This window comes from Vannielia sp. SX4 (genome assembly GCF_052828525.1).
Genome location: NZ_CM128247.1, coordinates 3,695,350 through 3,721,954 on the forward strand (window position 1 = coordinate 3,695,350; position 26,605 = coordinate 3,721,954).

The 26,605-nt window shown below is 65.9% G+C and carries 26 protein-coding genes; 16 read left to right on the plus strand and 10 right to left on the minus strand.

Features of this window, described 5'->3' with window-relative positions:
- Nucleotides 1-155 precede the first annotated feature (155 nt).
- The 3 genes from trxB (at nucleotide 156) to ACUXVX_RS18190 (ending at nucleotide 5,254) form a co-directional block, all read left to right on the plus strand.
- The gene (gene trxB, locus ACUXVX_RS18180; protein ID WP_222468241.1) at nucleotides 156-1,145 is read left to right on the plus strand and encodes a thioredoxin-disulfide reductase; all 990 of its coding nucleotides are present in this window, start codon (nucleotides 156-158) and stop codon (nucleotides 1,143-1,145) included.
- A gap of 122 nt (nucleotides 1,146-1,267) precedes the next feature.
- Entirely contained in the window at nucleotides 1,268-3,049 is a 1,782-nt protein-coding gene (locus ACUXVX_RS18185) for an SLC13 family permease (protein WP_222494959.1), read from the plus strand.
- Between the two features lie 126 nt (nucleotides 3,050-3,175).
- Entirely contained in the window at nucleotides 3,176-5,254 is a 2,079-nt protein-coding gene (locus ACUXVX_RS18190) for a bifunctional sulfate adenylyltransferase/adenylylsulfate kinase (protein WP_446309419.1), read from the plus strand.
- Nucleotides 5,255-5,318: 64 nt separating this feature from the next.
- Here ACUXVX_RS18190 and ACUXVX_RS18195 read toward each other — a convergent pair whose 3' ends face one another.
- A complete protein-coding gene (locus ACUXVX_RS18195; RefSeq protein WP_222468238.1) occupies nucleotides 5,319-5,555 on the minus strand; it encodes a DUF1150 family protein in 237 nt (78 codons plus the stop codon).
- Nucleotides 5,556-5,639: 84 nt separating this feature from the next.
- Nucleotides 5,640-6,053 carry an Hsp20 family protein gene (locus tag ACUXVX_RS18200; protein WP_222468237.1) on the minus strand — a complete coding sequence of 138 codons (414 nt, stop codon included), beginning with the start codon at nucleotides 6,051-6,053 and terminating at the stop codon, nucleotides 5,640-5,642.
- A 165-nt stretch (nucleotides 6,054-6,218) separates the two neighbouring features.
- Here ACUXVX_RS18200 and ACUXVX_RS18205 point away from each other — a divergent pair, with 165 nt between their 5' ends.
- From ACUXVX_RS18205 to ACUXVX_RS18215, 3 genes are all read left to right on the plus strand, one after another.
- A complete protein-coding gene (locus tag ACUXVX_RS18205; RefSeq protein ID WP_222468236.1) occupies nucleotides 6,219-6,437 on the plus strand; it encodes a YdcH family protein in 219 nt (72 codons plus the stop codon).
- 64 nt (nucleotides 6,438-6,501) lie between these two features.
- A complete protein-coding gene (purE, locus tag ACUXVX_RS18210) occupies nucleotides 6,502-6,990 on the plus strand; it encodes a 5-(carboxyamino)imidazole ribonucleotide mutase (protein WP_222494969.1) in 489 nt (162 codons plus the stop codon).
- On the plus strand, nucleotides 6,983-8,056 hold the full coding sequence (locus ACUXVX_RS18215; RefSeq protein WP_446309420.1) for a 5-(carboxyamino)imidazole ribonucleotide synthase: 1,074 nt from the start codon (nucleotides 6,983-6,985) through the stop codon (nucleotides 8,054-8,056). Before purE ends, ACUXVX_RS18215 begins: the two co-directional genes overlap by 8 nt.
- On the opposite strand, the gene ACUXVX_RS18220 is transcribed toward ACUXVX_RS18215, so the two are convergent.
- A complete protein-coding gene (locus tag ACUXVX_RS18220; protein WP_446309421.1) occupies nucleotides 8,046-8,780 on the minus strand; it encodes an esterase/lipase family protein in 735 nt (244 codons plus the stop codon). The two genes, ACUXVX_RS18215 and ACUXVX_RS18220, sit on opposite strands and share 11 nt — an antisense overlap.
- A 64-nt stretch (nucleotides 8,781-8,844) precedes the next feature.
- Between ACUXVX_RS18220 and ACUXVX_RS18225 the strand changes: the two genes are divergently transcribed.
- On the plus strand, nucleotides 8,845-9,282 hold the full coding sequence (locus ACUXVX_RS18225) for an NUDIX domain-containing protein (protein ID WP_222494972.1): 438 nt from the start codon (nucleotides 8,845-8,847) through the stop codon (nucleotides 9,280-9,282).
- On the opposite strand, the gene ACUXVX_RS18230 is transcribed toward ACUXVX_RS18225, so the two are convergent.
- Nucleotides 9,236-10,093 (minus strand): DMT family transporter, encoded by an 858-nt coding sequence (locus ACUXVX_RS18230; RefSeq protein WP_446309422.1) that lies wholly within the window; start codon nucleotides 10,091-10,093, stop codon nucleotides 9,236-9,238. The genes ACUXVX_RS18225 and ACUXVX_RS18230 overlap by 47 nt on opposite strands.
- Nucleotides 10,094-10,436: 343 nt before the next feature.
- Between ACUXVX_RS18230 and ACUXVX_RS18235 the strand changes: the two genes are divergently transcribed.
- Both ACUXVX_RS18235 and ACUXVX_RS18240 read left to right on the plus strand, forming a co-directional pair.
- Nucleotides 10,437-11,384: a hypothetical protein gene (locus tag ACUXVX_RS18235; RefSeq protein WP_446309423.1), complete on the plus strand. Its 948-nt coding sequence runs from the start codon at nucleotides 10,437-10,439 to the stop codon at nucleotides 11,382-11,384.
- Nucleotides 11,385-12,287, plus strand: a complete 903-nt coding sequence (locus tag ACUXVX_RS18240; protein ID WP_446309424.1) for an ATP-grasp domain-containing protein — start codon at nucleotides 11,385-11,387, stop codon at nucleotides 12,285-12,287.
- A 76-nt stretch (nucleotides 12,288-12,363) separates the two neighbouring features.
- Here ACUXVX_RS18240 and groL read toward each other — a convergent pair whose 3' ends face one another.
- The 3 genes from groL to ACUXVX_RS18255 form a co-directional block, all read right to left on the minus strand.
- The gene (gene groL / locus ACUXVX_RS18245; RefSeq protein ID WP_222468228.1) at nucleotides 12,364-14,007 is read right to left on the minus strand and encodes a chaperonin GroEL; all 1,644 of its coding nucleotides are present in this window, start codon (nucleotides 14,005-14,007) and stop codon (nucleotides 12,364-12,366) included.
- A 49-nt stretch (nucleotides 14,008-14,056) separates the two neighbouring features.
- Entirely contained in the window at nucleotides 14,057-14,347 is a 291-nt protein-coding gene (locus ACUXVX_RS18250; protein WP_222468227.1) for a co-chaperone GroES, read from the minus strand.
- 170 nt (nucleotides 14,348-14,517) lie between these two features.
- The gene (locus ACUXVX_RS18255; protein WP_446309425.1) at nucleotides 14,518-14,970 is read right to left on the minus strand and encodes an Lrp/AsnC family transcriptional regulator; all 453 of its coding nucleotides are present in this window, start codon (nucleotides 14,968-14,970) and stop codon (nucleotides 14,518-14,520) included.
- Nucleotides 14,971-15,043: 73 nt separating this feature from the next.
- Between ACUXVX_RS18255 and ACUXVX_RS18260 the strand changes: the two genes are divergently transcribed.
- The 3 genes from ACUXVX_RS18260 to ACUXVX_RS18270 all read left to right on the plus strand — a co-directional run bounded on the left by ACUXVX_RS18260 (nucleotide 15,044) and on the right by ACUXVX_RS18270 (nucleotide 17,962).
- Nucleotides 15,044-15,646 carry a LysE family translocator gene (locus ACUXVX_RS18260; RefSeq protein ID WP_446309426.1) on the plus strand — a complete coding sequence of 201 codons (603 nt, stop codon included), beginning with the start codon at nucleotides 15,044-15,046 and terminating at the stop codon, nucleotides 15,644-15,646.
- A 515-nt stretch (nucleotides 15,647-16,161) separates the two neighbouring features.
- Complete coding sequence (locus tag ACUXVX_RS18265) at nucleotides 16,162-17,082, plus strand: manganese-dependent inorganic pyrophosphatase (protein WP_446309427.1); 921 nt, start codon at nucleotides 16,162-16,164, stop codon at nucleotides 17,080-17,082.
- A 4-nt stretch (nucleotides 17,083-17,086) separates the two neighbouring features.
- Complete coding sequence (locus ACUXVX_RS18270) at nucleotides 17,087-17,962, plus strand: TIGR01459 family HAD-type hydrolase (protein WP_446309428.1); 876 nt, start codon at nucleotides 17,087-17,089, stop codon at nucleotides 17,960-17,962.
- Here the strand turns inward: ACUXVX_RS18270 and ACUXVX_RS18275 are convergent.
- The 3 genes from ACUXVX_RS18275 to gloB form a co-directional block, all read right to left on the minus strand.
- Nucleotides 17,959-18,975 (minus strand): M23 family metallopeptidase, encoded by a 1,017-nt coding sequence (locus ACUXVX_RS18275; protein ID WP_446309429.1) that lies wholly within the window; start codon nucleotides 18,973-18,975, stop codon nucleotides 17,959-17,961. The two genes, ACUXVX_RS18270 and ACUXVX_RS18275, sit on opposite strands and share 4 nt — an antisense overlap.
- Nucleotides 18,976-19,010: 35 nt before the next feature.
- On the minus strand, nucleotides 19,011-21,347 hold the full coding sequence (clpA, locus tag ACUXVX_RS18280) for an ATP-dependent Clp protease ATP-binding subunit ClpA (protein ID WP_222468221.1): 2,337 nt from the start codon (nucleotides 21,345-21,347) through the stop codon (nucleotides 19,011-19,013).
- Nucleotides 21,348-21,558: 211 nt separating this feature from the next.
- Nucleotides 21,559-22,320: a hydroxyacylglutathione hydrolase gene (gene gloB / locus ACUXVX_RS18285; RefSeq protein ID WP_222494985.1), complete on the minus strand. Its 762-nt coding sequence runs from the start codon at nucleotides 22,318-22,320 to the stop codon at nucleotides 21,559-21,561.
- 65 nt (nucleotides 22,321-22,385) lie between these two features.
- On the opposite strand from gloB, the gene ACUXVX_RS18290 reads away from it, so the two are divergent.
- From ACUXVX_RS18290 to ACUXVX_RS18305, 4 genes are all read left to right on the plus strand, one after another.
- Nucleotides 22,386-23,132 carry a methyltransferase domain-containing protein gene (locus tag ACUXVX_RS18290; protein WP_222468219.1) on the plus strand — a complete coding sequence of 249 codons (747 nt, stop codon included), beginning with the start codon at nucleotides 22,386-22,388 and terminating at the stop codon, nucleotides 23,130-23,132.
- Nucleotides 23,133-23,594: 462 nt separating this feature from the next.
- The gene (locus ACUXVX_RS18295) at nucleotides 23,595-24,155 is read left to right on the plus strand and encodes a F0F1 ATP synthase subunit delta (protein ID WP_446309430.1); all 561 of its coding nucleotides are present in this window, start codon (nucleotides 23,595-23,597) and stop codon (nucleotides 24,153-24,155) included.
- A complete protein-coding gene (gene atpA, locus ACUXVX_RS18300; protein WP_446309431.1) occupies nucleotides 24,155-25,693 on the plus strand; it encodes a F0F1 ATP synthase subunit alpha in 1,539 nt (512 codons plus the stop codon). Before ACUXVX_RS18295 ends, atpA begins: the two co-directional genes overlap by 1 nt.
- 21 nt (nucleotides 25,694-25,714) lie before the next feature.
- Complete coding sequence (locus tag ACUXVX_RS18305) at nucleotides 25,715-26,596, plus strand: F0F1 ATP synthase subunit gamma (RefSeq protein WP_222468216.1); 882 nt, start codon at nucleotides 25,715-25,717, stop codon at nucleotides 26,594-26,596.
- Nucleotides 26,597-26,605 lie beyond the last annotated feature (9 nt).

A 26,605-nucleotide genomic window follows, 5' to 3' on the forward strand; every position in this document is an offset into this window, starting at 1 on the left:
TTTGTACGCCGGAGCGCCGCCACGCGCAAGAATGTTTCGCATTTGCGCAAGAAACAGAATGCGCATCCCTGCCATGCAAGGGCGCCCTTTCTCTCACCCGTCCGGGGGCCTATATGGCCTGACACAATCGATTCCAGCGAGGCAAGGGGGCCGCCATGAGCGAGACGCGCCACACCAAGACCCTGATCATCGGCTCCGGCCCTGCCGGCTACACGGCGGGCGTTTATGCCAGCCGCGCGATGCTGAACCCGATTTTGGTGCAGGGCATCGAGCCGGGCGGTCAGCTGACCACCACCACCGAGGTGGAAAACTGGCCGGGCGATACAGAGGTGCAGGGCCCCGACCTGATGGTGCGGATGGAGGCCCATGCCAAGGCAATGGGCTGCGAGATCATTGGCGATATCATCGTGGAGCTGGACACCGAGAGCCGCCCCTTCGTGGCCAAGGGCGACAGCGGCACCACCTACACCGCCGACGCGGTGATCCTCGCCACCGGCGCGCGGGCCAAGTGGCTCGGGCTGGACAGCGAAGAGAAGTTCAAGGGTTTCGGCGTTTCGGCCTGTGCGACCTGTGACGGCTTCTTCTACCGCGGTCAGGAGATCGTGGTGATCGGCGGCGGCAACACCGCCGTGGAGGAGGCGCTGTTCCTGACCAACTTCGCCAGCAAGGTGACGCTGATTCACCGGCGTGACGAGCTGCGGGCAGAGAAGATCCTGCAGGACCGGCTGCTGAAGAACCCCAAGATCGAGCCGCTGTGGTTCCACGAGCTCGAGGAAGTGGTGGGCGAAGACAACCCGCTGGGCGTGGAAGCGGTGCGTGTGAAGCACACCAAGACCGGCGAGATCACCGAGATCCCCTGCAAGGGCGTGTTCGTGGCCATTGGCCATGCTCCCGCGACCGAGCTGGTGAAGGACAAGCTGGAGCTGCACAACGGCGGCTACGTGAAGGTGAAGCCCGGCACCACCGAGACCTCGATCCCCGGTATCTTTGCTGCGGGCGACCTGACCGACCACAAGTATCGGCAGGCGGTGACCTCCGCCGGCATGGGCTGCATGGCCGCACTCGACGCCGAGCGCTGGCTGGCCGAGCAGGATGCGGCGGCCGAGCCCGACCCGAGCGCGGCGGTCGAGCCCGCAGAGGCCTGACACCGGCCCTGCCAGAAATTTTATTTTGCACCGGCGCCTTCCCGCCCCTTCACGGGCGGGCGGCGCAACTTATGTGAGATATGCGGCGTTGATCGCCGGGTGTTTCTTGCGCGCGGTGCAACATGGCGGTGATCGCTGATTTCGTCTCGACATGGCAGGTGGCGATTGCGCTTTCGCTGATCGCGCTGCTGGTTCTCCTTTTCGTGCTGGAGCTTTACCCGCCCGAGGTGCCTGCCGCCGGGGTGGCGGCGCTGTTCGTGGCGCTGGGCTATGTGGACGGCAAGGAGATGCTCGGGGTGTTCTCCAACTCCGCCCCGCTGACCGTGGCGGCGATGTTCGTGCTCTCGGGCGCACTGGTGCGGACGGGGGTGCTGGAGGCGGTCTCGGATGCGGTGATCGCCCGCTCGGCCAGCCACCCGCGGCGGGCGCTTGTGCTGATGGTGCTGGTCACGCTCTTGGCCTCGGCCTTCGTCAACAACACGCCGGTGGTGCTGGTGCTGATCCCGGTGGTGATCCGGCTGGCGGGGGCGCTTGGGCTTGCCTCCACCCGGCTGCTGATTCCGCTCAGCTACATCGCCATCCTCGGCGGCACCTGCACGCTGATCGGCACCTCGACCAACCTCGTGGTCGACGGCGTGGCGCAGGAGGCGGGGCTGGCGGGGTTCTCGATTTTCGAGATCACCCCGGTGGGGCTGATCGTGGCGGCGACGGGGCTGGGCTACCTGTTTCTTGCCGGGCGCTTCGCCCTGCCCTCGCGGCCCGACAGCGACCCCGAGGACCTGATGGGCGAGGTGCGCTACATCACCGAGGTCGCGGTGCTCGACAACGGCCTCGTCGGCAAGCCGCTGGGGCAGGTGCCCGCGCTGAACCGGGCCGGGATGAAGGTGACCGGCCTGAAGCGCCGGGGCGAGACCCGCCGGTCGGCGCTGGCCGAGGAGGTGCTGGAGGCAGGCGACCGGCTGATCGTGACCGCCACCACATCGGAGCTGCTGACCCTGCATGAGGCGGCGGGCCTGCGGGTGGGCCTGCGCCGGGGCGACCGTTACCAGGGCGAAGTGGCGCAGGTGGAGGTGGTGGTGGCCCCTCAGAAGTCGCACGCCGGGCGGAGCTTGCGGGAGATGTCGCTGGGGCGGCGCTACGGGGTACGGGTGCTGGGCGTGCATCGGCACGGGCATGTGGCGGGGCCGGATTTGGGCTCTGTTCGGCTGCGCGCCGCCGACAAGCTGCTGCTGGAAGGCCCGCCCGAGGCGTTTTCGACACTGGAGGAGGAGGCGCAGCTGATCTCCGTCAACCGGCCGGTGGGCCGGGCCTTTCGCCGGGGCCGCGCGCCATTGTCGCTGGTGGCGCTCACCGCCGTTGTGGCGCTGGCGGCCTTCGGGGTCATGGATATCGCCACGCTCTCGATGCTTGCCGTCGCGGCGATGCTGATCCTGCGCTGTATCGATGCCGACGAGGCATGGGGGGCGCTAGACGGGGCGATCCTTGTGCTGATCTTCGCCATGCTGATCATCGGGATCGGATTGCAGAACACCGGAGCGGTGGCGGCCATCGTGGGCGCGGTCTCGCCGCTCTTGGAGCAGATGCCGCCAGTGGTGGCGCTGGCCTTGGTGTACCTGCTGGCCTCGGTGCTGACGGAACTGGTGACCAACAACGCGGTGGCGGTGCTGCTCACCCCCATCGCCATCGGCCTGGCCACGGCGCTGGGGATCGACGCGCGGGCAATGGTGATCATCGTGATGTTCGGCGCCTCGGCCAGCTTTGCCACGCCCATCGGCTACCAGACCAACACGCTGGTGTACGGCGCGGGCAATTACCGGTTCACTGACTTCCTGAAGGTCGGCGTGCCGATGAACATCATCGCCGGGCTGGCAACGGTGGCGGCGGTCTGGGCGCTTTATCTATGAGGCGGCGCGGGCGGGCGCGGATTTTTGGCAACATCCCGCCTGCCCGCCCACCTTTGGGGTTTTCTTTACGGCCCGGATGGCAGATGTGTTCAACATTGAACACACATTGAGTCGCGCTGCCCGCCCATGCCTGCCCAAGCCGAAAAGACCCAGCTGCCCGGAGAGGACCAGCTCTTCATGCTGCTGCGCCAGCTGGAGCGGGCGCCGGAGGCGACGCAGCGCAGCCTTGCGGGCGCCCTGAAGGTCTCGCTCGGCACGCTCAACACCCAGCTCCGCGCGGCCAGCGCCGCCGGGCTGATCGAAACCACGGCCCGCCCCGGCCCCGACAAGCGCCAGCGCTTCGCCTATGCGCTGACCGAGGCCGGACTGGCCGAGAAGGACCGCCTGATCGACGCCTTCCTCGCCCGGAAATTTACCGAATACACCAACCTTTTCGCCGAGCTGACCGGCTCGGCGAGCGACCTCATGCCTTTGAAGTACAGGAGCAGCCTGATGCAGAACAACCTCGCCCCGATCCCGGAGCTCTACGTCTCTTACGAGAGCGCCCAGAAGCTGAAGGTGGAGGCCGCTGACCTCACCTCGCACGACCTTTCGCCGCGCCAGATCTGCGATCTGGAGCTACTGATGAACGGCGGCTTCAACCCGCTGAAAGGGTTCCTGAGCGAAGAGGATTACAACGGCGTCGTGGAGAACATGCGGCTGGCCGACGGCTCGCTCTGGCCGATGCCGATCACCCTCGACGTAAGCGAGAAGTTCGCCGACACCATCGAACTGGGTCAGGACATTGCCCTGCGCGATCAGGAGGGTGTGATCCTCGCCACCATGACCGTCACCGACAAGTGGGTGCCCAACAAGGCGCGTGAGGCGGAGAAGGTCTTTGGCGCGGACGACAGCGCCCACCCAGCGGTGAACTACCTGCACAATCAGGCGGGCAACGTCTATCTCGGCGGCCCGGTGACCGGCATCCAGCAGCCGGTGCATTACGATTTCCGCGCCCGCCGCGACACGCCCAACGAGTTGCGCGCCTACTTCCGCAAGCTGGGCTGGCGCCGTGTGGTGGCCTTCCAGACCCGCAACCCGCTGCACCGCGCGCACCAGGAGCTGACCTTCCGTGCCGCCAAAGAAGCACAGGCCAACCTGCTGATCCATCCGGTCGTGGGCATGACCAAGCCGGGCGACGTGGATCACTTTACCCGCGTGCGCTGCTACGAGGCGGTGCTCGACAAATACCCGGGCGCGACCACCACGATGAGCCTGCTGAACCTTGCCATGCGCATGGCCGGCCCGCGTGAGGCCGTCTGGCACGGGCTGATCCGCAAGAACCACGGCTGCACCCACTTCATTGTCGGCCGTGACCACGCCGGCCCCGGCAAGAACTCCGCCGGCGAAGACTTTTACGGCCCCTACGATGCGCAGGAGCTGTTCCGCGAGCATCAGGACGAGATCGGCATCGAGATGGTCGATTTCAAACACATGGTCTGGGTGCAGGAGCGCGCGCAATACGAGCCGATGGACGAGATCGCCGACAAGGACAAGGTGACGATCCTGAACATCTCGGGCACCGAGCTGCGCCGCCGTCTGGCCGAGGGGCTGGAAATTCCGGAGTGGTTCTCCTTCCCCGAGGTGGTCAAAGAGCTGCGCCGCACCCGTCCGCCGCGGGCCAAGCAGGGCTTTACCGTGTTCTTCACCGGCTTCTCCGGCTCGGGCAAGAGCACCATCGCCAACGCGCTGATGGTCAAGCTGATGGAGATGGGCGGCCGCCCGGTGACGCTGCTCGACGGCGATATCGTGCGGAAGAACCTCTCCAGCGAGCTGGGCTTCTCCAAGGAGCACCGTGACCTGAACATCCGCCGCATCGGCTATGTCGCCAGCGAGATCACCAAGAACGGCGGCATCGCGATTTGCGCGCCCATCGCGCCCTATGCCTCCACCCGCCGCGCGGTGCGCGAGGATATCGAGAGCTACGGCGCTTTTGTGGAGGTCCACGTGGCGACCAGCATCGAAGAGTGCGAGCGGCGCGACCGCAAGGGGCTCTACAAGCTGGCGCGAGAAGGCAAGATCAAGGAGTTCACCGGCATCTCCGACCCCTACGACGTGCCCGAAAGCCCCGAGCTGCGGGTCGAGACCGAGGGCACCGACGTGGACAACTGCGCCCACCAGGTGCTGCTGAAGCTGGAGCAGATGGGGCTGGTTGCCGCCGTCTGAGCAGGTTCAGACCTTCGAGACACATGCAAAGCCCCGGTTCGCGCCGGGGCTTTCACGTTTCGGTTCAGTGCACCGTCACCGGCGACATGTCGTGCTGGCGGGCGAGGACGAAGGCCAGTTCGCGGCCTTGCACCAAGGCGAGGCGCTCGCCTTCGTCGTTGTGGACGGCGTAGATATCGCCTGCGGCCTCGGCTTGGGCGCGCACCTCGTCGGGGAGGTCGTCGACCTCGACCTTGCGGACGTAGACGATGGGGCGCTCGCCTTCGGCGGTCATCATGTCTTCAGCAAACTTCGTGTTCATCACACGTCTCCTTTTCAGGTTACCCGTCCCTCGGGTTGCCCGCACGTTGGCGGGGTGCTTGCACGGGTGCGTTGGAAGCCCGGCTCAGGCGCGATCGATCCTGATCGTCTGAACCACGGTTTCGGGCTCGGCGCGGGTCAGGTGCACATGCAGAAGCCCGTTCTCCAGTTTCGCCCCGGCCACCTCGACGCCATCGGCCAACACGAAGCTGCGCTGGAACTGGCGGGCGGCGATGCCCCGGTGCAGGAACACCCTGCCGTCATCCTCATCCGACTGGCGGCCGCGAATGACGAGCTGTGAATCCTCAACCGTGATCGAGAGATCGGGTTCCGCAAAACCTGCCACCGCGAGGGTGATGCGATAGGCGTTCTCGCCCGATTGCTCGATGTTGAAGGGGGGATAGCCCTCGTTGCCCGACTTGGCGGTGCGCTCGACCAGCCTTTCAAGCTGCTCGAAACCGAGGAGAAACGGGTGGGACCCGAGTGTGAGTTTGCTCATCTGGCACAGCCCTTTGCGTAAGCGACAATGCGGAATGCGGCCCCGTGCTGGCGACCACCCTTGAAATATGGGGCCTCAGGCGGCCTGCGGCAAGGGCTGGGCATTGAGCGGACGCGGAAAATGCATATGATCTGAGCACTTGCCACCGATCCGAAGACCGCAGCCATGAATGCTCCCGGCGAAATGAGCCACGAAGAGGTGCTCCGCGTGAAGCTGGAGGTGCTCAAGCGCGAGCACCGCGAGCTGGACGAGGCGATTCATGCGATCATGGAGCGGGCCACGGGCGACAGCTTCACCCTGCAGCGGCTGAAGAAGAAAAAGCTGGCGCTGAAGGACGAGATCGCCCGGGTCGAGGACGAGCTTTACCCCGACATCATCGCGTAACATTGCAGCGGGCCACGGCGCGGCTATAAAGGCCGCTCTTTGATGGCGGAGAGGAGCCTTGAGCATGGCAGAGCCGATTGTGGGCATCATCATGGGCAGCCAGTCCGACTGGCCGACGATGAAGCATGCCGCCGATGTGCTGGACGAGCTGGGCGTGGCCTGGGAGGCGAAGATCGTTTCGGCCCACCGCACGCCCGACCGGCTCTGGAGCTATGGCAAGGCAGCCGCAGGCCGGGGGCTGAAGGTGATCATCGCGGGCGCGGGCGGCGCGGCGCATCTGCCGGGCATGATGGCCAGCAAGACGCGGGTGCCAGTGGTGGGCGTGCCGGTGCAGACCAAGGCCTTGAGCGGGGTCGACAGCCTCTATTCCATCGTGCAGATGCCGCGCGGCTTTCCGGTGGCCACGATGGCGATTGGCGAGGCGGGCGCGGTGAACGCCGGGCTGATGGCTGCGGGCATTCTCGCGGTTTCTGACGACGCGCTGGCCGAGCGGCTGGATGCGTGGCGCGAGGCGCTCTCGGCCTCGATCCCGGAGGAGCCTTCCGATGTCTGAGCCTCTCGCACCGGGATCGGTGATCGGCATTCTGGGCGGCGGGCAACTGGGGCGGATGCTCTCGGTCGCCGCCGCGCGGCTGGGCTACAAGGCGCATATCTTCGAGCCGGGCGCGGCGCCTGCGGGCGATGTGGCAGCACGGGTGACGACGGCGGGCTATGACGACGTGGACGCGCTGAGGGCCTTTGCCGAGAGCGTGGACGTGATCACCTACGAGTTCGAGAACATCCCGACCGCCGCGCTCGACATGCTGGAGGCGATCCGCCCGATCCGCCCCGGGCGCGAGGCGCTGCGGGTCAGCCAGGACCGGCTGACGGAGAAGGAGTTCCTGCGCGGGCTGGGGCTAGAGACGGCTCCCTTTGCGCCTGTGGCTTCCGAGGAGGAGATGGCGGCGGCGGTGGCCGAAATCGGCGCGCCCTCGATCCTCAAGACTCGACGGCTGGGCTATGACGGCAAGGGGCAGGCCCGGCTGGCGAGCGCCGAAGATGCGCCGGTGGCCTGGGCCGCGATGGAGGGCGCGGAGGCCGTTCTGGAGGGCTTCGTGAACTTCAGCCTCGAGGTTTCGGTGATCGCCGCGCGCGGGCTGACGGGCGAGGTGGTGTGCTTCGACCTTGGCGAGAACGTGCACAAATCCGGCATTCTGGCCACGACGACCGTGCCCGCCAAGATCCCGCCCCGGCTTTCAACCGATGCAGCACTTATGGCCGGCAAGATCCTGAATGCGCTGGATTACGTGGGCGTCATGGGCGTGGAGCTTTTTGTCACCCCCGGCGCGCTCATCGTGAACGAGATTGCACCGCGTGTGCACAATTCCGGCCATTGGACGCAAAACGGCTGCGCGGTGGACCAGTTCGAGCAGCATATCCGCGCCGTGGCGGGCTGGCCGCTGGGCGATGGCAAGCGGCACTCGGATGTTGAGATGGAAAATCTCATTGGAGACGACATCGACCGCGTCCCGCAGATTGCGCGGGAGCCGCATGCGGCGGTGCATCTCTACGGCAAGGCCGAGGCCCGGCCGGGCCGGAAGATGGGGCATGTGAACCGGGTGAAACCGGCTACTCGGTGATCTCTTTCAGCCCCATTGCCACGGCATCGGCATAGCTCAGCTCTGGGTCGAAGGCGCGGCTTTCGAGAAAGGTCAGCACTTGCGCCATGACGACCGGGTTGGTCATCATGAAGGTGTGGGTCACGGGCAGCGCGATCCAGTCGGCCTCGCCCGCGACATGGGTGTTTTCGACCGCAACCTTGCTGTCATCCGGGCCGGGAATGATCGAGGAGTAGACCGGGTTGAAGCTGAGGGTGCCGGCGATGATGCCGGGGCCGAACCACGCCGGGCCGAGCTGTTGCGGAACGGAGGCCGGGTCGGTGCCGAGCTGGTCGCCCGCGGGGCCGTTGACGGCATCGAAAATCGCCCAGTCGGAGAGGGTATCGACCAGTTCGCTGCCCTCGTTGGGCGGACCCATCATCACCACATGGCCAAGGTGCTCGGGGCGGGCCTCTTCCAACCACATGCGCAGCAGGATGCCCCCCATCGAGTGGGTGACGAAATGCACGCGCTCGCCCTCGCAGGCCGCGTAGGCGGCTGGGACGGCGGCGACCAGCTCCTCCACCGGCGCGCGGGTGGAAGGGTAGCCCTTGTTCACCGTGGCATAGCCCGCCTCGGTGAGCGCCAGTTCCAGCGGGGCCATCGAGCCGGTGCCGCGGGCGAGGCCGTGCAGGAGCACGACGCAATCCTTCGCCGCGGCGGGGGCGGCGAGCAGGGTGAGGCAGAGGGCGAGCATCAAGCGCATTGCAGGGATGTAGGGGCCACCGGGGGGCCTTGCCAGTGGCGCGCCGCAGCGTCACGGTGCGGCCATGCCCATTCGCCTCGCCACCCGCGCCGTGATCGTGAAAGACGACCGCCTGCTTATCGTCAACGCCTGGGCCGACCCGAAGGTGCAGCTTTGGTGCGCACCGGGCGGCGGGGCGGAAATGCACAGCTCCCTGCCGGACAACCTTGCACGGGAGGTGCATGAGGAGACCGGGCTGGTGGTGAAGGTCGGGCCGCCCTGCCTTGTGAACGAGTATCACGAGGAGGAAACGGGCTTTCACCAGGTTGAAATCTTCTTTCGCTGCAAGGTGTTGGAAGGAGAGTTGCGGGAGGATTGGGTGGACCCGGAGCGGGTGGTCACGCGCCGCCGCTGGGTAACGGCGGAGGAGTTGGCCGCCCTGCCCCACAAGCCCGACAGCCTTGGCGCGGTCGCCTTCAGCCGCGGGTTTGGCTACGACCCGCTGGAGCCGCTGGCGCGGTGACGGCCAGCGCGATGCCGCCCACCACCACGGCCCCGGCGATCACCAGCTTCCACGTGAGGGCCTCGCCCAGCAGCAGCGCCCCGGCGGCTACGGCGATGACCGGCACCGAGAGCTGCACCACGGCGGCGGTGGTGGTTTCGATCTTCGGCAGCACCGCGTACCACAGCGCATAGCCGAGGCCGGAAGTGACGGCCCCGCCGATCACCGCGAGCAGCGCCCCGCCCGGCGCGGGCCAGCTCGGCAAAGCGGCGAGCGTGGCGAGCACCATCAGCGGCAGGCACCAGAGGAAGTTGGAGGCCGTGGCCGCCAGTGGGTTGGCCGCGCCGCGCCCGTCGAGGGTGTAGAACGCCCAGCCGATGCCCGCCGCCGTCATCAGCGCGGCGCCGGTGAGATCAACCGAAAAGCCTCCGCCGGGCCAGAGCAAAGAGGCTAGCCCGGCAAAGGCCAGCGCCGCTCCGGCAAGCCGCTGCGGCCCGAGCGCCGCGCCGCGCAGGGCGGCCACGGCGAACATGGTGACCTGAATCACCCCGAAGAGGATGAGCGCCCCAAGCCCCGCGCCGAGGGTGAGGTAGGCCAGCGAGAAGCCGAGCATGTAGGTGGCGAGCGAGAGCGCCCCGACCCATGGGATGCGGCGGGGCATGGCCGTGCGGCGCAGGGCGAGCAGGAGCCAGAGCATCGCCGCGCCGGAAGCCACGCGGATCAGCGCATAGCCCAGCGGGTCGATCAGCCCGGCCTCCACCGCGGCGCGGTTCAGCAGGGAGTTGGCGGCGAAGGCCACCATGGTGACGGTGATCAGGAGGGCAAGGCGCATGGTCAAGGCTTAGCGGCACAGGCAGACGGTGCAAAGCGATCGCGGCTCACGAGCACGCGATTCGGCGCGGCGCGGGGCGTGAAATTGCGGCTGCGGCGGGCGGCCCGGCGCGAGCGGAGGGCGGCGGGAATGGCCGTGTGGCCGCGTGGGGCGGCCCTGTAAACTGCCTTGCAGTGATGAAAATTCGGGCCTCGTGAATGGGCCGTGAAGGTGGGTCGGCAACGTCACGGATTATTCACTCAGGTAGAACCGGCAGGGCGGCGTTACCCTTAAGGGTGTGGCACCCCGGTGCCCGCATTATTTGCAAGACCCATTTTCAATGACACGAGCCAAGGAGGTTTCCATGGCCAAGATGAAGATATTCCGCATCAACTCGATCCAGCTCAATGTGCTTGAAAGCGAACCTCCGCAGCTTTCGATCAGCGTCACCGGCGATACGACCACCGCAGGGTGGACGGCGCCGGAGCTGAAGCCGCTGGAGAAGAAACTCTCTGCCGATGGCATCCTCGATCTGGAGTTCGTGGCCGAGCCGCCCGACGGGATCGTGGCGCAGGTGATCTCGCCCGCTGCTGCCTCCTTTGTCTGGAAGGACGACGTGGCGCGGATCGTTGGCGTGCGCGTTGTCTCGCGCAGCAATGACCCGATTCAGCTGCTGCGGCCCGGCGGCGAGTTTACCACGCTGGCGATTGGCGAAGAAGGGCCGCCCACCCTGCCCATCGGTGAGGACTTCACCACGCGGGCACTGGGCGAGGAGGGCCCGCCAACGACCCCGTTCCTTGGCGAGGAGGGCCCTGAGACAAGCCCGTTCAAGGGTGAAGAAGGCCCCGGCACCACCCCCTTTGTTGGGGAAGAAGGGCCGGGCACTTCGCCCTTTGTGGGCGAGGAAGATCCGGGCACCACGCCGTTCGTGGGAGAAGAGGGCCCCGGCACCACGCCGATCTTCGGCGAGGAAGGCCCGAAGACAGCCGCTATCGGCGAAGAGGGGCCGAAGACTGTCTTTGTGGGCGAGGAAGGCCCGAAGACCGCTGCCTTGGGAGAGGAAGGACCGCCCACGACCTTGGCCCTCGGTGAAGAGGGCGGCACCGGCTTTGTCGGCGAGGGCGGGCCAGGCGGCAGCCCGGTGATCGCCGAGAGCGGCGCCTCGACGGCCGCCACCGGCGAGGAGCCGGGGGGCGATCCGAGCACGGCGGCCACCGGCGAAGAGACCGGCGGCTTCAAGGGGGTGACCGGCGAGAACATGCTCGACCCGTTCACCGCGCTGGGCAACCGCAACCCCTTCGGCCGCCGCTAAGTGGCCGAGGCAACCCCGTTTCGCGCCGATCTGCTCATCGCAGGCGGCGCGAACGACCCCAACCTCCACGCGCTCGCCACGGCGGCCCGGAGGCTTGGGGTTTCGATTGCGGGCATCTTTCACGGGCCGGACCATGAGCCGCCGATCAGTTGGGATTTTGCCAGCGGCGCCCTCTCGATTGACGGGCACCCGCTGGAGGTGACGGGCGGTTTTTTGCGCTACGACGTGTTCAACCCCACCACCGGCGACCCGATGCGGGTGGACCGCTCGATGGCGTGGTACTCCACGCTGGATGGCTGGCTGCAGAGCACGGAGACGGTGGCCAGCTTCAACCCGGAGCCTGCGGCGGCGGCGGGCAACAAGAGCGCCTTTCTGGTCCGGGCCGCGCAGGCCGGGTTGCAGGTGCCACGCACGCTTGTCACCAATGACCGCCGGGCGATTGCGGCCTTCGGCGATGGCTGCGTGGTGAAGCCGGCGGCGGGCGGCGCGCATTGTGCCACCTTCGGTGAGGTCGATGCCGAGACCGAGTGGAAGGACGAGGCCGCGCCCAACCCGGTGTTTGTGCAGGAGCGGCTGGTCTACCCGGAGTTCCGCGCCTTCGTCGTCGGCGGCGCGCTGCATATGTTCGAGTTGGACAGCCCCGCGCTGGACCATCGCTCGACCCGGGAGAGCAGCCTCGACTACCGCCCCGACCTGACCCTGCCGGATGGCATTGGCGAAAAGCTCCTTGGGCTGGCAGAGGACCTTGGCCTCAGCTTTTGCGCCTATGATCTGAAGACCCGGCCAGACGACGGAAGCCTTTGCGTGCTTGAGGTCAACTCCGGCCCGATGTTCGCCGGGTTCGACCGCAAGGCGGGTGGCAAGCTGACCGAGGCGATGGTGCGGGCGCTGGTGCCCGGCTGAACCCCGGCAGGGCCGCGCACAAAAGAAAAGGGGCCGCGAGATGCGGCCCCTTCCCTGATTTCAAAGCCGGGCTGGCTTACATCATGCCGCCCATGCCGCCCATGCCGCCCATGTCGGGGGCACCGCCGCCGGCGCCTTCTTTGGCAGGCTTGTCAGCCACCATGGCTTCGGTGGTGATGAGCAGGCCGGCCACGGAAGCGGCGTCTTCGAGCGCGGTGCGGACCACCTTGGCGGGGTCGATCACGCCGAAGGAGAACATGTCGCCATATTCTTCGGTCTGGGCGTTGAAGCCGAACTTCACGTCGTCGCTTTCGCGGATCTTGCCAGCCACGACCGAACCGTCAACGCCGGCGTTCTCGGCGATCTGGCGCAGCGGAGCCTCGAGGGCACGCGCCACGATGGCGATACCGGCGTTCTGGTCGGAGTTGGCACCGGTCAGACCGGCGAGGACCTTGGCACCCTGCACGAGGGCCACGCCGCCACCGACGACCACGCCTTCCTGAACGGCAGCGCGGGTCGCGTTGAGCGCATCGTCCACACGGTCCTTGCGCTCTTTCACTTCCACTTCGGTCATGCCGCCGACGCGGATCACGGCAACACCGCCGGCCAGCTTGGCCACGCGCTCTTGCAGCTTCTCACGGTCGTAGTCCGAGGAGGTCTCTTCGATCTGCTGACGGATCTGGGAAACGCGGGCTTCAATCTCGGCCTTCTCACCAGCGCCGTCGACCACGGTGGTCTCGTCTTTGGTGATGGTGACCTTCTTGGCGGTGCCGAGCATGTCCATGGTGACGTTCTCGAGCTTCATGCCCAGATCTTCGGAGATCACCTGACCGCCGGTCAGGATGCCGATGTCTTGCAGCATGGCCTTGCGGCGATCGCCGAAGCCCGGCGCCTTCACGGCAGCGATCTTCAGGCCGCCACGCAGCTTGTTGACCACGAGGGTGGCCAGCGCTTCGCCTTCCACGTCCTCGGCGATGATCAGCAGCGGCTTCTGCGACTGGATCACGGACTCGAGCAGCGGAACCATCGGCTGGAGCGAGGAGAGCTTCTTCTCGTGCAGCAGGATGAGGCAGTCTTCCAGCTCGGCGACCATCTTGTCGGGGTTGGTCACGAAGTAGGGGGAGAGGTAGCCACGGTCGAACTGCATGCCCTCGACCACTTCGGTCTCGGTCTCGAGGCCTTTGTTCTCTTCGACGGTGATGACACCCTCGTTGCCGACCTTCTGCATCGCGTCGGCGATCTGCTGGCCGATCTCGGCTTCGCCGTTGGCGGAGATGGTGCCGACCTGAGCCACTTCGGCGCTGTCGTTCACTTCACGGGCGGCGTCCTTGATGGCCTGAACCACTTTGGAGGTCGCGAGGTCGATGCCGCGCTTGAGGTCCATCGGGTTCATGCCCGCGGCGACCGACTTCATGCCTTCCTTGATGATGGCCTGGGCCAGCACGGTGGCGGTGGTGGTGCCGTCGCCGGCCTCGTCGTTGGTGCGAGAGGCAACCTCTTTCACCATCTGGGCACCCATGTTCTCGAACTTGTCTTCCAGTTCGATTTCCTTGGCGACCGAGACACCGTCTTTGGTGATGCGGGGCGCGCCGAAGGATTTGTCGAGCACAACGTTGCGGCCTTTGGGGCCGAGGGTCACCTTCACCGCGTCGGCGAGGATGTTGACACCCTTCAGCATGCGGTTGCGGGCGTCGGTATCAAACTTGACGTCTTTTGCCATGTTCAGTTCTCCTGAATTAGCGTTGGATTTTCAGGGGGTTCACCGCCGATCAGGCAGCGATCACACCCATGATGTCGGACTCTTTCATGATCAGCAGCTCTTCGCCGTCGATCTGAACTTCGGTGCCGGACCACTTGCCGAAGAGCACGCGGTCGCCTGCTTTCACATCGGGGGTGATGCGGTTGCCAGCGTCGTCACGCGCACCGGCGCCAACCGACACGATTTCGCCCTCGGCGGGCTTTTCCTTGGCGCTGTCGGGGATGATGAGGCCACCGGCGGTCTTTTCGTCGGATGCCACGCGGCGGACGACAACGCGGTCATGAAGCGGGGTAAAAGCCATCTCTGAACGCTCCTTCGTTCGAGGTTAATCTTGCTGTTAGCACTCACCAAGGGAGAGTGATAACGCAGCCGATGTAAGGAGGTGTCGAGAGTGAGTCAACCAGAGGCTCGCGGAAAATTTGCTCCACTCTCCGCCGCGCAGGCCCGGCGCCGAGCCTGATGGCGGGGGCCCTAGCCGCGTTCGTCCTTGGGCGAGCCCATGACGACATAGGTGGTGATCGAGTTCACCTGAGGCAAGGCCCCGAGAATCTCGGTGTGAAAGAGCTTGAAGGCGGCAATATCCTCTACCTCCACCCGCAGCAAGTATTCGATCACCCCGGTGATGTTGTGGCACTCGCGAACCTGCGGTGCGCGGGCCATCGCCTTCTCGAAATCTTCCTGGCTTTTCTTGGTGTGGACCGAGAGGCCCACGCCGAGCATGGCAACAAACCCCTGCCCCATCGCCTGCGGGTCCAGCACCGCGCGGTAACCCTTGATCACGCCCGTGCGCTCCAGCTCCTGCACCCGGCGCAGGCAGGCCGAGGGTGAGAGGCCCACGCGCTCGGCCAGCTCGGTGTTGCTGATGCGGCCATCGCGGGAGAGTTCGCGCAATATTCGGCGGTTGATGTCATCAATCTTCGTCATTTGTTGCGCATTTTTGGCGCGCGCACCGCAGAACGCAAGCACATTGCGCCGCAGATGGCGCACAACTTGCGCCATGACCTACGCTCTCCTCACCGCGCTCCTCGCCTTCTGCATCGTCAGCACCGTCACGCCGGGGCCGAACAACATGATGCTGATGGCGAGCGGGGCCAACTTTGGCTACCGCCGGACAGTGCCGCATATGCTGGGCATCTCGATCGGCGTGGCGGTGCTGGTGCTGGGGGTCGGTGCCGGGCTGATGGCGCTCTTCGATCTCTGGCCCCTGAGCTACACGCTGCTGAAGGTCGCCGCCGTGCTCTACATGCTCTGGCTGGCATGGAAGATCGCCCATTCGGCGGCACCGGACGGGGCCAGCGCGGGCGGCAAGCCGCTGACCTTTTTGCAGGGCGCGGGCTTTCAATGGGTCAACCCGAAGGCTTGGAGCATGGCACTGACCGCGATCACGGTTTACGCGCCCGACCGGACGCTGGCCTCGGTGGCCCTTGTGGGCGCGACCTTTGCCCTGGTGTCGGTGCCGCTCATCAGCCTGTGGGTGGTGGCCGGGCAACAGCTGAAACGCTGGCTCACCTCCCCCGCCCGGCTGCGCGGCTTCAACTGGACGATGGCGCTGCTGCTGGTGGCTTCGCTCTACCCTGTGCTCCTGACCGGCACGGAGTAACGCCGCCCGACCAAAACGGGCCGGGCGGCGCGCTCAATGTTACCGCCCTCCGGTGCGACCCGGAAAGAGCGGTGGCCGCCCGCCCCGCTGTTTCGGCGCGGGGCGCGGGGCCTCGCGTTCTGGCAGGCGGCGCAATGGAGGCCGCGCGGCGGAACGGGGATTGCGGGCGCCGGACTTGGCGGCCCGGCGGGATTTACGGTTCTGGGGCATGTGGTGCCTCGCTTGATCTGACAAAAGGGAAATGGCGGCGAACCGCCGGGGCGGTGTCAGCTTGCGTTGTCCATTGTCAGGGCACTCCGAAAGGAATGGCACTCCCCAGCGGGGGAGGCGGTCAGGGATGGCAGCGGGTTCAGCCCGTGTTGCGCATTGGTCCAATCTCCTCTTCGGTAGCCGCACCCTAGCGATGGGGCGACCTGCGGTCAAATGCCCCTCGCTCTGGCCGCCTCGACAGGTGACATCGCCCGAACACCCCGCTACAAGGCCCGCGACTCCTCCCTAGGCAACGCAGGCACGACATGACGATCAAGGTTTTTGGCCACAAGTCCCCCGACACCGACAGCACCGGCTCCCCGCTCATCTGGGCGTGGTACATGACCGAGCACCGTGGCCAGAAGGCAGAGGCCGTGCTGCTGGGCGAGCCCAACACCGAGGCCGCCTTCGTGCTGAAGAAATGGGGCTACGAGCAGCCCGCGATCATCGAGGGCGTCGAGGCCGGTGAGCAGGTTGTCATCGTCGACACCAACAACCCTGCCGAGCTGCCCGACGCGATCAACGATGCCGACATTCTGCAGATCATCGACCACCACAAGCTGACCGGCGGGATCGAGACCAAGGGGCCGATCGACATCACCATCAAGCCGCTGGCCTGCACCGCGACCATCATGCACAACCTGATGGGCGAGAACGCCGCCAAGATGCCCGAGGGGATCAAAGGCCTGATGCTGTCGTGCATCCTGTCTGACACGCTGGAGTTCCGCTCGCCCACCACCACCGAGCAAGACAAGGCGCTGGCCGAGGAGCTGGCCGCCGATCTGGGCCTAGACCTGAGCGCCTATGCCTCCGAGATGTTCGAAGCCAAGAGCGACGTTTCGGCCTTTTCGGATGCCGAGCTGCTGCGGATGGACTCCAAGGAATACCCGGTGGACGGCACCAAGTTCCGCGTGTCGGTGCTGGAGACCACCGCGCCCAAGATCGTGCTCGACCGCAAGGACAGCCTGATGGAGAGCATGAAGGCCGTGGCCGCCGAGGATGGCGTGGACCAGGTGCTGCTCTTCGTGATCGACATTCTGGCCGAAGAGGCCACGCTGCTGGTGCCGAACGATCTGGTGAAGACCGTGGCCGAGAAGAGCTTTGGCGCTTCGGTCAGTGGTGACACCGTGGTTCTGCCCGGGGTGATGAGCCGCAAGAAGCAGATCATTCCTTCGCTCAAGGTCTGATCTGTTGAGCCGGGTCATCGGATCGCTCTCGGAGGTCGCGCATCAGTATGACGCGGCCTTCGTCGACCTCTGGGGCTGCGTCCACAACGGGGTGACGGCCTTCCCCGAGGCAGTGGCGGCGCTGCAGGAGTTCCGCGCGGCGGGCAAGAAGGTGGTGCTGCTGACCAACGCGCCCCGCGCCCGCGCCGAGGTGCAAAAGCAGCTGGGCCAGTGGGGCGTGCCCGATGACGCATGGGACGTGATCGCCACCTCGGGCGATTCCGCCCGCGCGGCGATGTTCCGGGGCGCCGTGGGCCGCAAGGTCTGGTTCATCGGCCAGCCGTTCGACCTGACCTTCTTCGAGCCGCTGAATCTGGTCAAGGACCCGGTGGAGATTGAGCGGGTGGAGATGGAAGAGGCCGAGGGCATCGTCTGCACCGGCCCGTTCGACCCGCATGCCGACCCCGAGGAGATGCGCGGCCCGTTCCTTTATGCCAAGCAGAAGGGGATGAAGCTGCTCTGCGCCAACCCCGATATCGTGGTGGACCGGGGCGAAAGCCGGGAGTGGTGCGCGGGCGCGCTGGCAAAGCTCTACACCGAGATGGGGGGTGAGAGCCTTTATTTCGGCAAGCCGCATCCGCCGATCTACGACCTTGCCCGCGCCCGTTTGGCCGAGGTGGGGGGCGACCCTGCCGGGCCGATCCTGTGCATTGGCGACGGGGTGCTGACCGATGTGAAGGGGGCGATGGGCGAAGGCCTCGATTGCCTCTTCATCTCCGGCGGCCTTGGCGCGCTGGAGACCGGCACCGCGCCGGGCGGCCAGCCGGTGCAGGAAAAGCTCGACGAATACCTCGCGCATCACCAGATGGCGACGACTTACGCGATCGGGTTTCTGCGCTAGTTCACTTCGGTCTGGATGTAGCGGCGCCCGAGTTCGGCGCCGTCCCGGCGGTGGATCACCGTGCCGGTGTAGGTGCCCCATGACCAACCCGCGGCGGGCGTGCGCTTACCATAGGCTCGCAGCACGAAGGGCTGGGCCTTGTCGAGAATGTCGGTATGGCGGCCGATCTCGCCCTCGGGGCCTTCAAAGATGATCTCGATTTCGTCGCCCGGTGCGCCGGCAAAGCTGTAGGCCCAGATCACCATTGCCGGTGTTTTGGGCGGAGTGACGGGCGCGGTGCGCAGCCCGGAGCGGACCTCTTCTATGCTCGGCACCTCGGTGGTGAGGCCCACGGCGATGAGGCCGCCGGGCACGTAGGCCGGGGCCTCGAGCCAGAGGCTGGTGCGGCCTCCAGGGCTGGCTGTGGTGGGCGCGGCATCTGCCGGGGCGGCGCCGGGAAGGGCGCAGGCGGCTGCGGCATCGGGGGAGAAAGGATCAACCTTTTCAGCGCCTTGCCGGACGGTCAGATGCAGGTGCGGAAAGGAGGCGCGGCCCGACATGCCGACGAGGCCAAGCGGTGTGCCCATCGCCACGCGCTGGCCGGTCTCCACCACCACAGAGCCTTGGCGCAGGTGGCAATACTGCGTGGTCCAGCCATCGCCATGGTCGATCATCACGCCATTGCCGCAGTCGCGCCCGGCGAGATCAGGGGCATCCTCGGCAAGCGAGGAGACATCGGCCATGCCATCGCGGGTGCCGAGCACGGTGCCGGGCGCGGCGGCGACCACGGTGACGCCTGCGGCGACGGCCTCCAGCGTGGGCACGGCAAAATCGGTGCCGCCGTGGCCATCGTTGGCGAGGGTGCCGCAGCTGAAATCCTGCACCTCACCGGCATCAGGATCACGGTCGAAATATTGCTGGATGTAGCAGTCGCGGCCCAGCGTGCAATCTACCGGCTGGCCGAGCAGCGGCGGGCCTGCGGTGAGGGGCGTGGCGGCGAGAGTGAGGGCGAGAAAGGCGAAAGGGAGCGCCAAGCGGCGCTCCCTTTGTTTGTCTTCCGGCTCTGCCGTCATTCGGCGGTGAGCAGAGGCGGCTTCTTGCGCGACCCGATGCGGGCCTTGGCCGGCTCCTCTATGCGCAGATCGATCTCGCCGTCCTTGATGCCGACCTTCACGATACCGCCCTTCATCAGCCTGCCGAACAAGAGCTCCTCGGCCAGCGGCTTCTTGATGTTTTCCTGGATCACGCGACCCAGCGGGCGGGCGCCCATCTTGTCGTCATAGCCCTTGTCGGCGAGCCATTCGGCGGCCTTGGGGGTCAACTCGATGGTCACGTCACGATCCATCAGCTGGGCCTCAAGCTGGAGCACGAACTTTTCGACCACCGAGAGGATGGTGGATTTGCCCAGCGGCGCGAAGCTGATGACCGCATCCAAACGATTGCGGAATTCCGGCGTGAAGGTCCGCTCGATGGCGGCCTGATCCTCGCCCTCGCGGCGGTCACGCCCGAAGCCGATGGCCTCCTTGGCCTGCTCGGCGGCGCCCGCGTTGGAGGTCATGATCAGGATCACATTGCGGAAATCGGTCGTCCGGCCGTTGTGATCGGTCAGCTTGCCGTGGTCCATCACCTGCAGGAGGATGTTGTAGACATCCGGGTGCGCCTTTTCGATCTCGTCGAGCAGGAGAACGCAATGCGGGTTCTGGTCGACGCCATCGGTCAGCATGCCGCCCTGGTCGAAGCCCACGTAGCCCGGAGGAGCGCCGATGAGCCGCGAAACCGCGTGCTTCTCCATGTATTCCGACATGTCGAAGCGCAGCAGCTCCACGCCGAGCTGGCTGGCGAGCTGCTTGGCAACCTCGGTTTTACCCACACCGGTCGGGCCGGCGAAGAGGTAGTTGCCGATCGGCTTTTCGGGCTCGCGCAGGCCCGCGCGGGCCAGCTTGATGGCGGACGACAGAGCCATGATCGCCTTGTCCTGCCCGAAGACCACGCGCTTGAGCGAGGCTTCGAGATCCTTCAGCACCTCGGCATCGTCCTTGGAGACGTTCTTCGGCGGGATGCGAGCGATCTTGGCCACGACGGCCTCGATCTCCTTGGCGCCGATGGTCTTGCGGCGCTTGCTCTCTGCCACCAGGTGCTGAGCGGCACCGGCCTCGTCGATCACGTCGATCGCCTTGTCGGGCAGCTTGCGGTCGTTGATGTAACGGGCCGAGAGTTCCACGGCGGATTTGATCGCCTCGGCGGTGTACTTGATGTCGTGATGCTCCTCGAAATAGGGCTTGAGGCCCTTGAGGATCTTCACGCTGTCTTCCACCGACGGCTCGGTCACGTCGATCTTCTGGAACCGGCGGCTCAGCGCGCGGTCCTTCTCGAAGTGCTGGCGGAACTCCTTGTAGGTGGTGGAGCCCATGCAGCGCAGCTTGCCGCCCTGAAGCGCGGGCTTCAGCAGGTTGGAGGCATCCATCGCGCCGCCGGAGGTGGCACCTGCGCCGATGACTGTGTGGATCTCGTCGATGAAGAGCACCGCGTCGGGGTGTTTTTCAAGGTCGGTCACCACGGCCTTCAGCCGCTCTTCGAAGTCGCCCCGGTAGCGGGTGCCCGCCAGCAGCGCGCCCATATCGAGCGAGTAGATGGTGGAATGGGCCAGCACCTCGGGGGTTTCACCCTGCACGATCTTGCGGGCGAGGCCCTCGGCGATGGCGGTCTTGCCCACGCCCGGATCGCCCACCAGCAGCGGGTTGTTCTTGCGGCGGCGGCAGAGCACCTGAATGCAGCGCTCGACTTCGGACTCGCGGCCGATCAGCGGGTCGACATCGCCCGACTTGGCCTTGGCGTTCAAGTCGACGCAATATTTGGAGAGCGCGCTCTCTTTTTCTTCCGGCTCGGCATTGACGGTTTCGGCGGAGGCAGCCTCCTCCTCCATGTCGGTCGCGCCGGAGACAGAGCGGGTCTCGCCGAATGCCGGATCCTTGGCCACGCCGTGGGCGATGAAGTTCACCGCGTCATAGCGGGTCATGTCCTGCTCCTGCAGGAAGAAGGCGGCGTTGCTCTCGCGTTCGGCGAAGATCGCCACAAGCACGTTGGCGCCGGTCACCTCGGTACGGCCGGAGCTTTGCACATGGATCGCAGCGCGCTGGATCACGCGCTGGAAGGCGGCCGTTGGCACGGCCTCGGAACCCTCGATCTCGGTGACGAGAGTCGAGAGGTCCTCATCGATAAAATCGTTGAGCGTGCTGCGCAGCTCGTCGAGATCGACGGAGCAGGCCTGCATGACCTTGGCAGCATCGGGCTCGTCGATCAGCGCCAGCAGCAGATGCTCCAGCGTTGCGAGCTCATGACGGCGCGCATTGGCCAGCGCCAGCGCGGCGTGGATTGCTTGCTCGAGGGTGTTCGAAAACGATGGCACGCGATGTGCTCCTTTCCCTTGTGGCCGAGGAGGGTTTGGCCCGTCCCTGACCGTGGCCTCATAAGATTAAAGTTCGGTGGAAAACCCGAACCTTCAAGTCTTTTGTGAGAGTTTTTTCGCCCAAGGCCCGGATTTGCCCGAATTGTGATCGGGATGCCCGGGTGCCGTGAAGTGCCCTTGGGAGCGCCCGCGGCATTATAGGGCGGTGGCGTCAAAAAGCATCCTTTCTCCGCCGGATTTCGGCGAAAACCTCGGCGTCGGATGCGTTTTCCATGGCGAGTGTGGCGCGTATGCCTGCATCGCCGCAGCGCAGAAACGGGTTGGTGGCCAGTTCCTCGCCGAGGGTGACTTGCGCGGTCGGTTCCCCTGCCTCGCGCTGGGTTGCCACTTTTTTCACCCTTTCCTGAAGCGCCGTGTTCTCCGGGTCGATGGTGAGGGCGAATTTGGCGTTGCCGAGCGTATATTCATGCCCGGAATAGACCATTGTTTCCGGCGGCAGCGCGGCGAGCTTCTGGAGCGAGTCGTGCATCTGCTCCATCGTCCCCTCGAAGACCCGCCCGCAGCCGAGGGCCATCAGGCTGTCGGCCGTGAAGAGTGCGCCGCCGTTCGGGAAGTGGAAGGCCATGTGTCCCAGGGTGTGGCCGGGCACGTCGAGCGGCTCGGTGTAGCCCTCGCCCTCGCCGCCGTTCATCCCCTCGGTCAGCGCCATGTCGAGCGGGGGCAGCTTGGCCTCCTCGGCCTTGGGGCCCATGACTTTGAGGCCATACTTCTCCCGCAGCTCCTCCACGCCGCCCACGTGATCGTGGTGGTGGTGGGTGATCATCAGCACGCCCGGCGTCCAGCCCTTCTCCTCCAGCGCGGCGATGATCGGCCCGGCCTCGGGCGCGTCGATCAGGCACACGCCGTCCGGCCCCTTCACCACATAGGCATAGTTGTCGGAGAGGCAGGGGACAGTGAGGATTTCGAGGGGCATGGCGTTTCCCTTTCGCGCTGGTATGGTCTGGCCAGACTGACCGAAGCGAGGGCCACCGGCAACCGATGCATCTGGACGTTCTCGATCTGAGAAACTTCTATTATCGCACCCAGCTAGGGCGCGTGGCGCAGCGGGCAATCCGGGATCAGGTTGTCAGCCTCTGGCCCGAGGCCAAGGCACAGACGGTGGTGGGCTATGGCTTTGCGGTGCCGCTGCTGCGCCCCTACCTCGCCGATGCCCGGCGGGTGATGGCGCTGATGCCGGGCGCGCAGGGAGTCGCCCCTTGGCCCGCAGGCGCCCCCAACCATTCGGTGCTGGTAGAAGAGGCGCTCTGGCCGCTGACCACGGGGATGGTCGACAAGCTGGTGTGCCTGCACGGGCTGGACACCTCCGACAACCCGGGCCGCCTGCTCGAAGAGGTGCACCGGGTGCTCGGCCCCGGCGGGCGCGCGATCTTCATCGTGCCCAACCGCGCCGGGCTCTGGGCGCGGCGGGATGTGACCCCCTTCGGCTTTGGCCGCCCCTATTCGCTGAGCCAGCTTGAGGCGCTGCTGCGCAACAATGGCTTCGTGCCCGAGCGCCACCTCGCCGCCCTGTTCAGCCCGCCGAGCCATCGGCGGTTCTGGGTGAAGTCTTCGAACTTCTGGGAGAAGAGCGGGCGGCGGATTTCGAGCTATCTGGCCGGGGGCGTCTTCATTCTGGAGGCGAGCAAGCGGGTCTATGCGCCGGGCGGTGATGTGCAGAAGGTCCGGTCGCGCCAGCGCAGGCCGGTGCTGGAGGGGGCAGTGCAGCCGGGGGCGGAGCCGGCTTGATCGGGGGCTGGCGGGGCTTGTCGCTTGCGTGCGCCGGTGCGCACCTCCGGTGAGGAGGCGACGGGCCAAGCCGGGGACGATGAAGCATCTCGCGACGGAAATGCCGCAGGTGCAAAATGAGCCCGGCGCGCTTGCCGCCCCCTCCCCCGCGCACCCATCTTGCCGCAAGCCTCTGGCAACGCTGACAAAACCGCCGCACGGGGAACGGTATACAATGGCATCCCGCCGGTGCAGAGATTCCCTCCCCTGCCCTGTGTCGAAATGACACCAATGTGTCGCACCATTTTCAACCCACTGAAATCGCTCAATTTTACAGTCACGTAAACGCGATTTAAACCTGTTGCGAGCCCATAAACCGTCTGCTAGACACCCCTCGACTTCGGGGGGTGCCGGGAACGGCAGCACCCGATCTATGCCCAGAGCCCACTTACAACCGGGCCAAACCGACAACGAGGGGTGGACGTGTCCGAGACGGCTTCGATATCCGCAAGCATCGCCGCGCGCTACGCATCAGCGCTCTTCGACCTCGCCAAGAGCGACAAGAAACTCAAAGAACTGGAATCCGACGCCGAGACCCTCGGCGCCGCACTCGACCAGAGTGAGGATTTCCGGGATCTCATCTCCAACCCCGTTTACACCCGCGCCCAGCAGGAAGCCGGTGTGACGGCGGTGGCCAAGAAGATGGGGCTGGACGGGCTGACAGGCTCGACCCTGGGCCTGATGGCGCAAAAGCGCCGTCTGTTCGCCCTGCCCCAGCTGGTGAAGGCTCTCAAGGCGATGATCGCCGAAGAGAAGGGTGAAGTGACCGCCGAGATCACCTCGGCCAAGGCGCTCACCGCGACCCAGCAGAAGAAACTCGCCGATACCCTCGCTAAGAAGGTCGGCAAGGACGTGAAACTCGAGATGCACGTCGATGAAGCCCTGATTGGCGGCCTCGTCGTGAAGCTCGGCTCGCAGATGATCGACAGCTCGATCCGCTCGAAGCTGTCTTCCCTCCAGAACGCAATGAAAGAGGTCGGCTAATGGCTCTCCAAGCTGCGGAAATCTCCGCAATCCTCAAGGACCAGATCAAGAATTTTGGCCAGGAGGCCGAAGTTGCCGAAGTCGGCCGCGTGCTCTCCGTCGGTGACGGTATCGCCCGTGTGCATGGCCTCGACAACATCCAGGCCGGCGAGATGGTCGAATTCCCCGGTGGTATCCGCGGGATGGCGCTGAACCTCGAGATCGACAACGTCGGTGTCGTGATCTTCGGCTCCGACCGGGACATCAAGGAAGGCGACACCGTCAAGCGGACCAAGGCCATCGTGGACGTGCCCGTGGGCGACGCCATGCTCGGCCGCGTGGTTGACGCGCTGGGTGCTCCGGTTGACGGCAAAGGCGCCATCGAGGCCGCCGAGCGCCGCGTGGCCGACGTGAAGGCCCCCGGCATCATCCCCCGTAAATCGGTGCACGAGCCGATGGCGACCGGCCTCAAGTCGGTGGACGCGATGATCCCGATCGGCCGTGGCCAGCGCGAGCTGATCATTGGCGACCGTCAGACCGGCAAGACCGCCGTGGCACTCGACGCGATCCTGAACCAGAAGAGCTACAACGACGCCGCCGGCGACGACGAGAGCAAGAAGCTCTACTGCGTCTACGTGGCCGTGGGCCAGAAGCGCTCCACCGTTGCCCAGCTGGTGAAGAAGCTCGAAGAGACCGGCGCAATCGAATACACCACCATCGTGGCCGCGACCGCCTCGGACCCGGCGCCGATGCAGTATCTCGCCCCCTACACCGCGACCTCGATCGCCGAGTTCTACCGCGACAACGGCCGCCACGCGCTGATCATCTACGATGACCTGTCCAAGCAGGCCGTGTCGTACCGCCAGATGTCGCTGCTGCTCCGCCGCCCGCCCGGGCGCGAAGCCTACCCCGGCGACGTGTTCTACCTGCACTCCCGCCTGCTCGAGCGTTCGGCCAAGCTGAACGAAGATCATGGCGCTGGCTCGCTGACCGCTCTGCCGATCATCGAAACCCAGGGCGGCGACGTTTCGGCCTTTATTCCGACCAACGTGATCTCGATCACCGACGGCCAGATCTTCCTTGAGACCGAGCTGTTCTACCAGGGCATCCGTCCCGCCGTGAACACCGGCCTCTCGGTGTCGCGCGTTGGCTCCTCGGCCCAGACCAAGGCCATGTCTTCGGTTGCCGGTCCGGTGAAACTGTCGCTCGCTCAGTACCGCGAGATGGCCGCCTTCGCCCAGTTCGGCTCCGACCTCGACGCCGCCACCCAGCGCCTGCTGAACCGTGGTGCCCGTCTGACCGAGCTGATGAAGCAGCCGCAGTACTCGCCGCTGACCAACGCCGAGATCGTCTGCGTGATCTACGCCGGCACCAACGGCTACCTCGACAAGGTCGCCGTCTCCGACGTGGGCCGCTTCGAGGCCGGTCTGCTGGCGCACCTGCGCGGCAAGCACGAAGATCTCCTCGCCGACATCACCAACAACGACCGCAAGGTCAAAGGTGAGCTCGAGGACAAGATCAAGGCGGCTCTGGACGAATTCGCCAAAGATTTCGCTTAAGGCTGGCCGGGGAGATAGCTCATGCCGAGCCTCAAGGATCTTAAAAACAGGATCGAGAGTGTCAAAAGCACTCGGAAGATCACAAAGGCCATGCAGATGGTCGCGGCGGCAAAGCTCCGCCGCGCCCAGGAAGCTGCCGAAGCCGGGCGCCCCTATGCCGAGCGGATGAATGCCGTGATGGCCGGGCTGGCCGGGGCCTCTGCCGGGTCTGACTCCGCACCGCGCCTTCTGGCCGGAACGGGCGACGACAAGGTGCATCTGCTGGTGGTCATGACCGCCGAGCGGGGCCTTTGCGGCGGCTTCAACAGCTCGATCGTCAAGCTCGCACGCACCCGCGCGAACGAGCTGGTCAAGGCTGGCAAGGAGGTGAAAATCCTCACTGTCGGCAAGAAGGGCCGCGAACAGCTGAAGCGCGACCTGTCGAGCCATTTCGTCGGTCATGTGGACCTGAGCGGGGTGAAGAACCTCGGCTACACTGATGCACAGGGCGTTGCCCGCGACGTGCTCACCCGCTTCGACGCGGGCGAGTTCGACGTGGCCACGATCTTCTACGCCGAGTTCCAGAGCGTCATCAGCCAGATCCCGACCGCCAAGCAGGTCATCCCCGCCGATTTCGAGGCGACGGAAGAAGCTGCTGACGAAGCCGCGACGGTCTATGACTACGAGCCGGAAGAGGAGGCCATTCTGGCCGACCTGCTGCCGCGCGCCGTGGCCACGCAGATCTTCTCGGCGCTGCTCGAGAACGGCGCCTCTGAACAGGGCGCCCGGATGAGCGCCATGGACAACGCCACGCGCAACGCGGGCGAGATGATCGACAAGCTGACGATCCAGTACAACCGCAGCCGTCAGGCCGTGATCACCAACGAGCTGATCGAGATTATTTCGGGCGCCGAGGCGCTCTGACGAGAGGGA

Excerpts from the sequence above, each read along its gene's own strand:
- trxB (WP_222468241.1), top strand. The coding sequence starts at position 156 with ATGAGCGAGACGCGCCACACCAAGACCCTGATCATCGGCTCCGGCCCT.
- ACUXVX_RS18185 (WP_222494959.1), top strand. The coding sequence starts at position 1,268 with ATGGCGGTGATCGCTGATTTCGTCTCGACATGGCAGGTGGCGATTGCG.
- ACUXVX_RS18190 (WP_446309419.1), top strand. The coding sequence starts at position 3,176 with ATGCCTGCCCAAGCCGAAAAGACCCAGCTGCCCGGAGAGGACCAGCTC.
- ACUXVX_RS18195 (WP_222468238.1), bottom strand. The coding sequence starts at position 5,555 with ATGAACACGAAGTTTGCTGAAGACATGATGACCGCCGAAGGCGAGCGC.
- ACUXVX_RS18200 (WP_222468237.1), bottom strand. The coding sequence starts at position 6,053 with ATGAGCAAACTCACACTCGGGTCCCACCCGTTTCTCCTCGGTTTCGAG.
- ACUXVX_RS18205 (WP_222468236.1), top strand. The coding sequence starts at position 6,219 with ATGAATGCTCCCGGCGAAATGAGCCACGAAGAGGTGCTCCGCGTGAAG.
- purE (WP_222494969.1), top strand. The coding sequence starts at position 6,502 with ATGGCAGAGCCGATTGTGGGCATCATCATGGGCAGCCAGTCCGACTGG.
- ACUXVX_RS18215 (WP_446309420.1), top strand. The coding sequence starts at position 6,983 with ATGTCTGAGCCTCTCGCACCGGGATCGGTGATCGGCATTCTGGGCGGC.
- ACUXVX_RS18220 (WP_446309421.1), bottom strand. The coding sequence starts at position 8,780 with ATGCGCTTGATGCTCGCCCTCTGCCTCACCCTGCTCGCCGCCCCCGCC.
- ACUXVX_RS18225 (WP_222494972.1), top strand. The coding sequence starts at position 8,845 with ATGCCCATTCGCCTCGCCACCCGCGCCGTGATCGTGAAAGACGACCGC.
- ACUXVX_RS18230 (WP_446309422.1), bottom strand. The coding sequence starts at position 10,093 with ATGCGCCTTGCCCTCCTGATCACCGTCACCATGGTGGCCTTCGCCGCC.
- ACUXVX_RS18235 (WP_446309423.1), top strand. The coding sequence starts at position 10,437 with ATGGCCAAGATGAAGATATTCCGCATCAACTCGATCCAGCTCAATGTG.
- groL (WP_222468228.1), bottom strand. The coding sequence starts at position 14,007 with ATGGCAAAAGACGTCAAGTTTGATACCGACGCCCGCAACCGCATGCTG.
- ACUXVX_RS18250 (WP_222468227.1), bottom strand. The coding sequence starts at position 14,347 with ATGGCTTTTACCCCGCTTCATGACCGCGTTGTCGTCCGCCGCGTGGCA.
- ACUXVX_RS18255 (WP_446309425.1), bottom strand. The coding sequence starts at position 14,970 with ATGACGAAGATTGATGACATCAACCGCCGAATATTGCGCGAACTCTCC.
- ACUXVX_RS18260 (WP_446309426.1), top strand. The coding sequence starts at position 15,044 with ATGACCTACGCTCTCCTCACCGCGCTCCTCGCCTTCTGCATCGTCAGC.
- ACUXVX_RS18265 (WP_446309427.1), top strand. The coding sequence starts at position 16,162 with ATGACGATCAAGGTTTTTGGCCACAAGTCCCCCGACACCGACAGCACC.
- gloB (WP_222494985.1), bottom strand. The coding sequence starts at position 22,320 with ATGCCCCTCGAAATCCTCACTGTCCCCTGCCTCTCCGACAACTATGCC.
- ACUXVX_RS18290 (WP_222468219.1), top strand. The coding sequence starts at position 22,386 with ATGCATCTGGACGTTCTCGATCTGAGAAACTTCTATTATCGCACCCAG.
- atpA (WP_446309431.1), top strand. The coding sequence starts at position 24,155 with ATGGCTCTCCAAGCTGCGGAAATCTCCGCAATCCTCAAGGACCAGATC.
- ACUXVX_RS18305 (WP_222468216.1), top strand. The coding sequence starts at position 25,715 with ATGCCGAGCCTCAAGGATCTTAAAAACAGGATCGAGAGTGTCAAAAGC.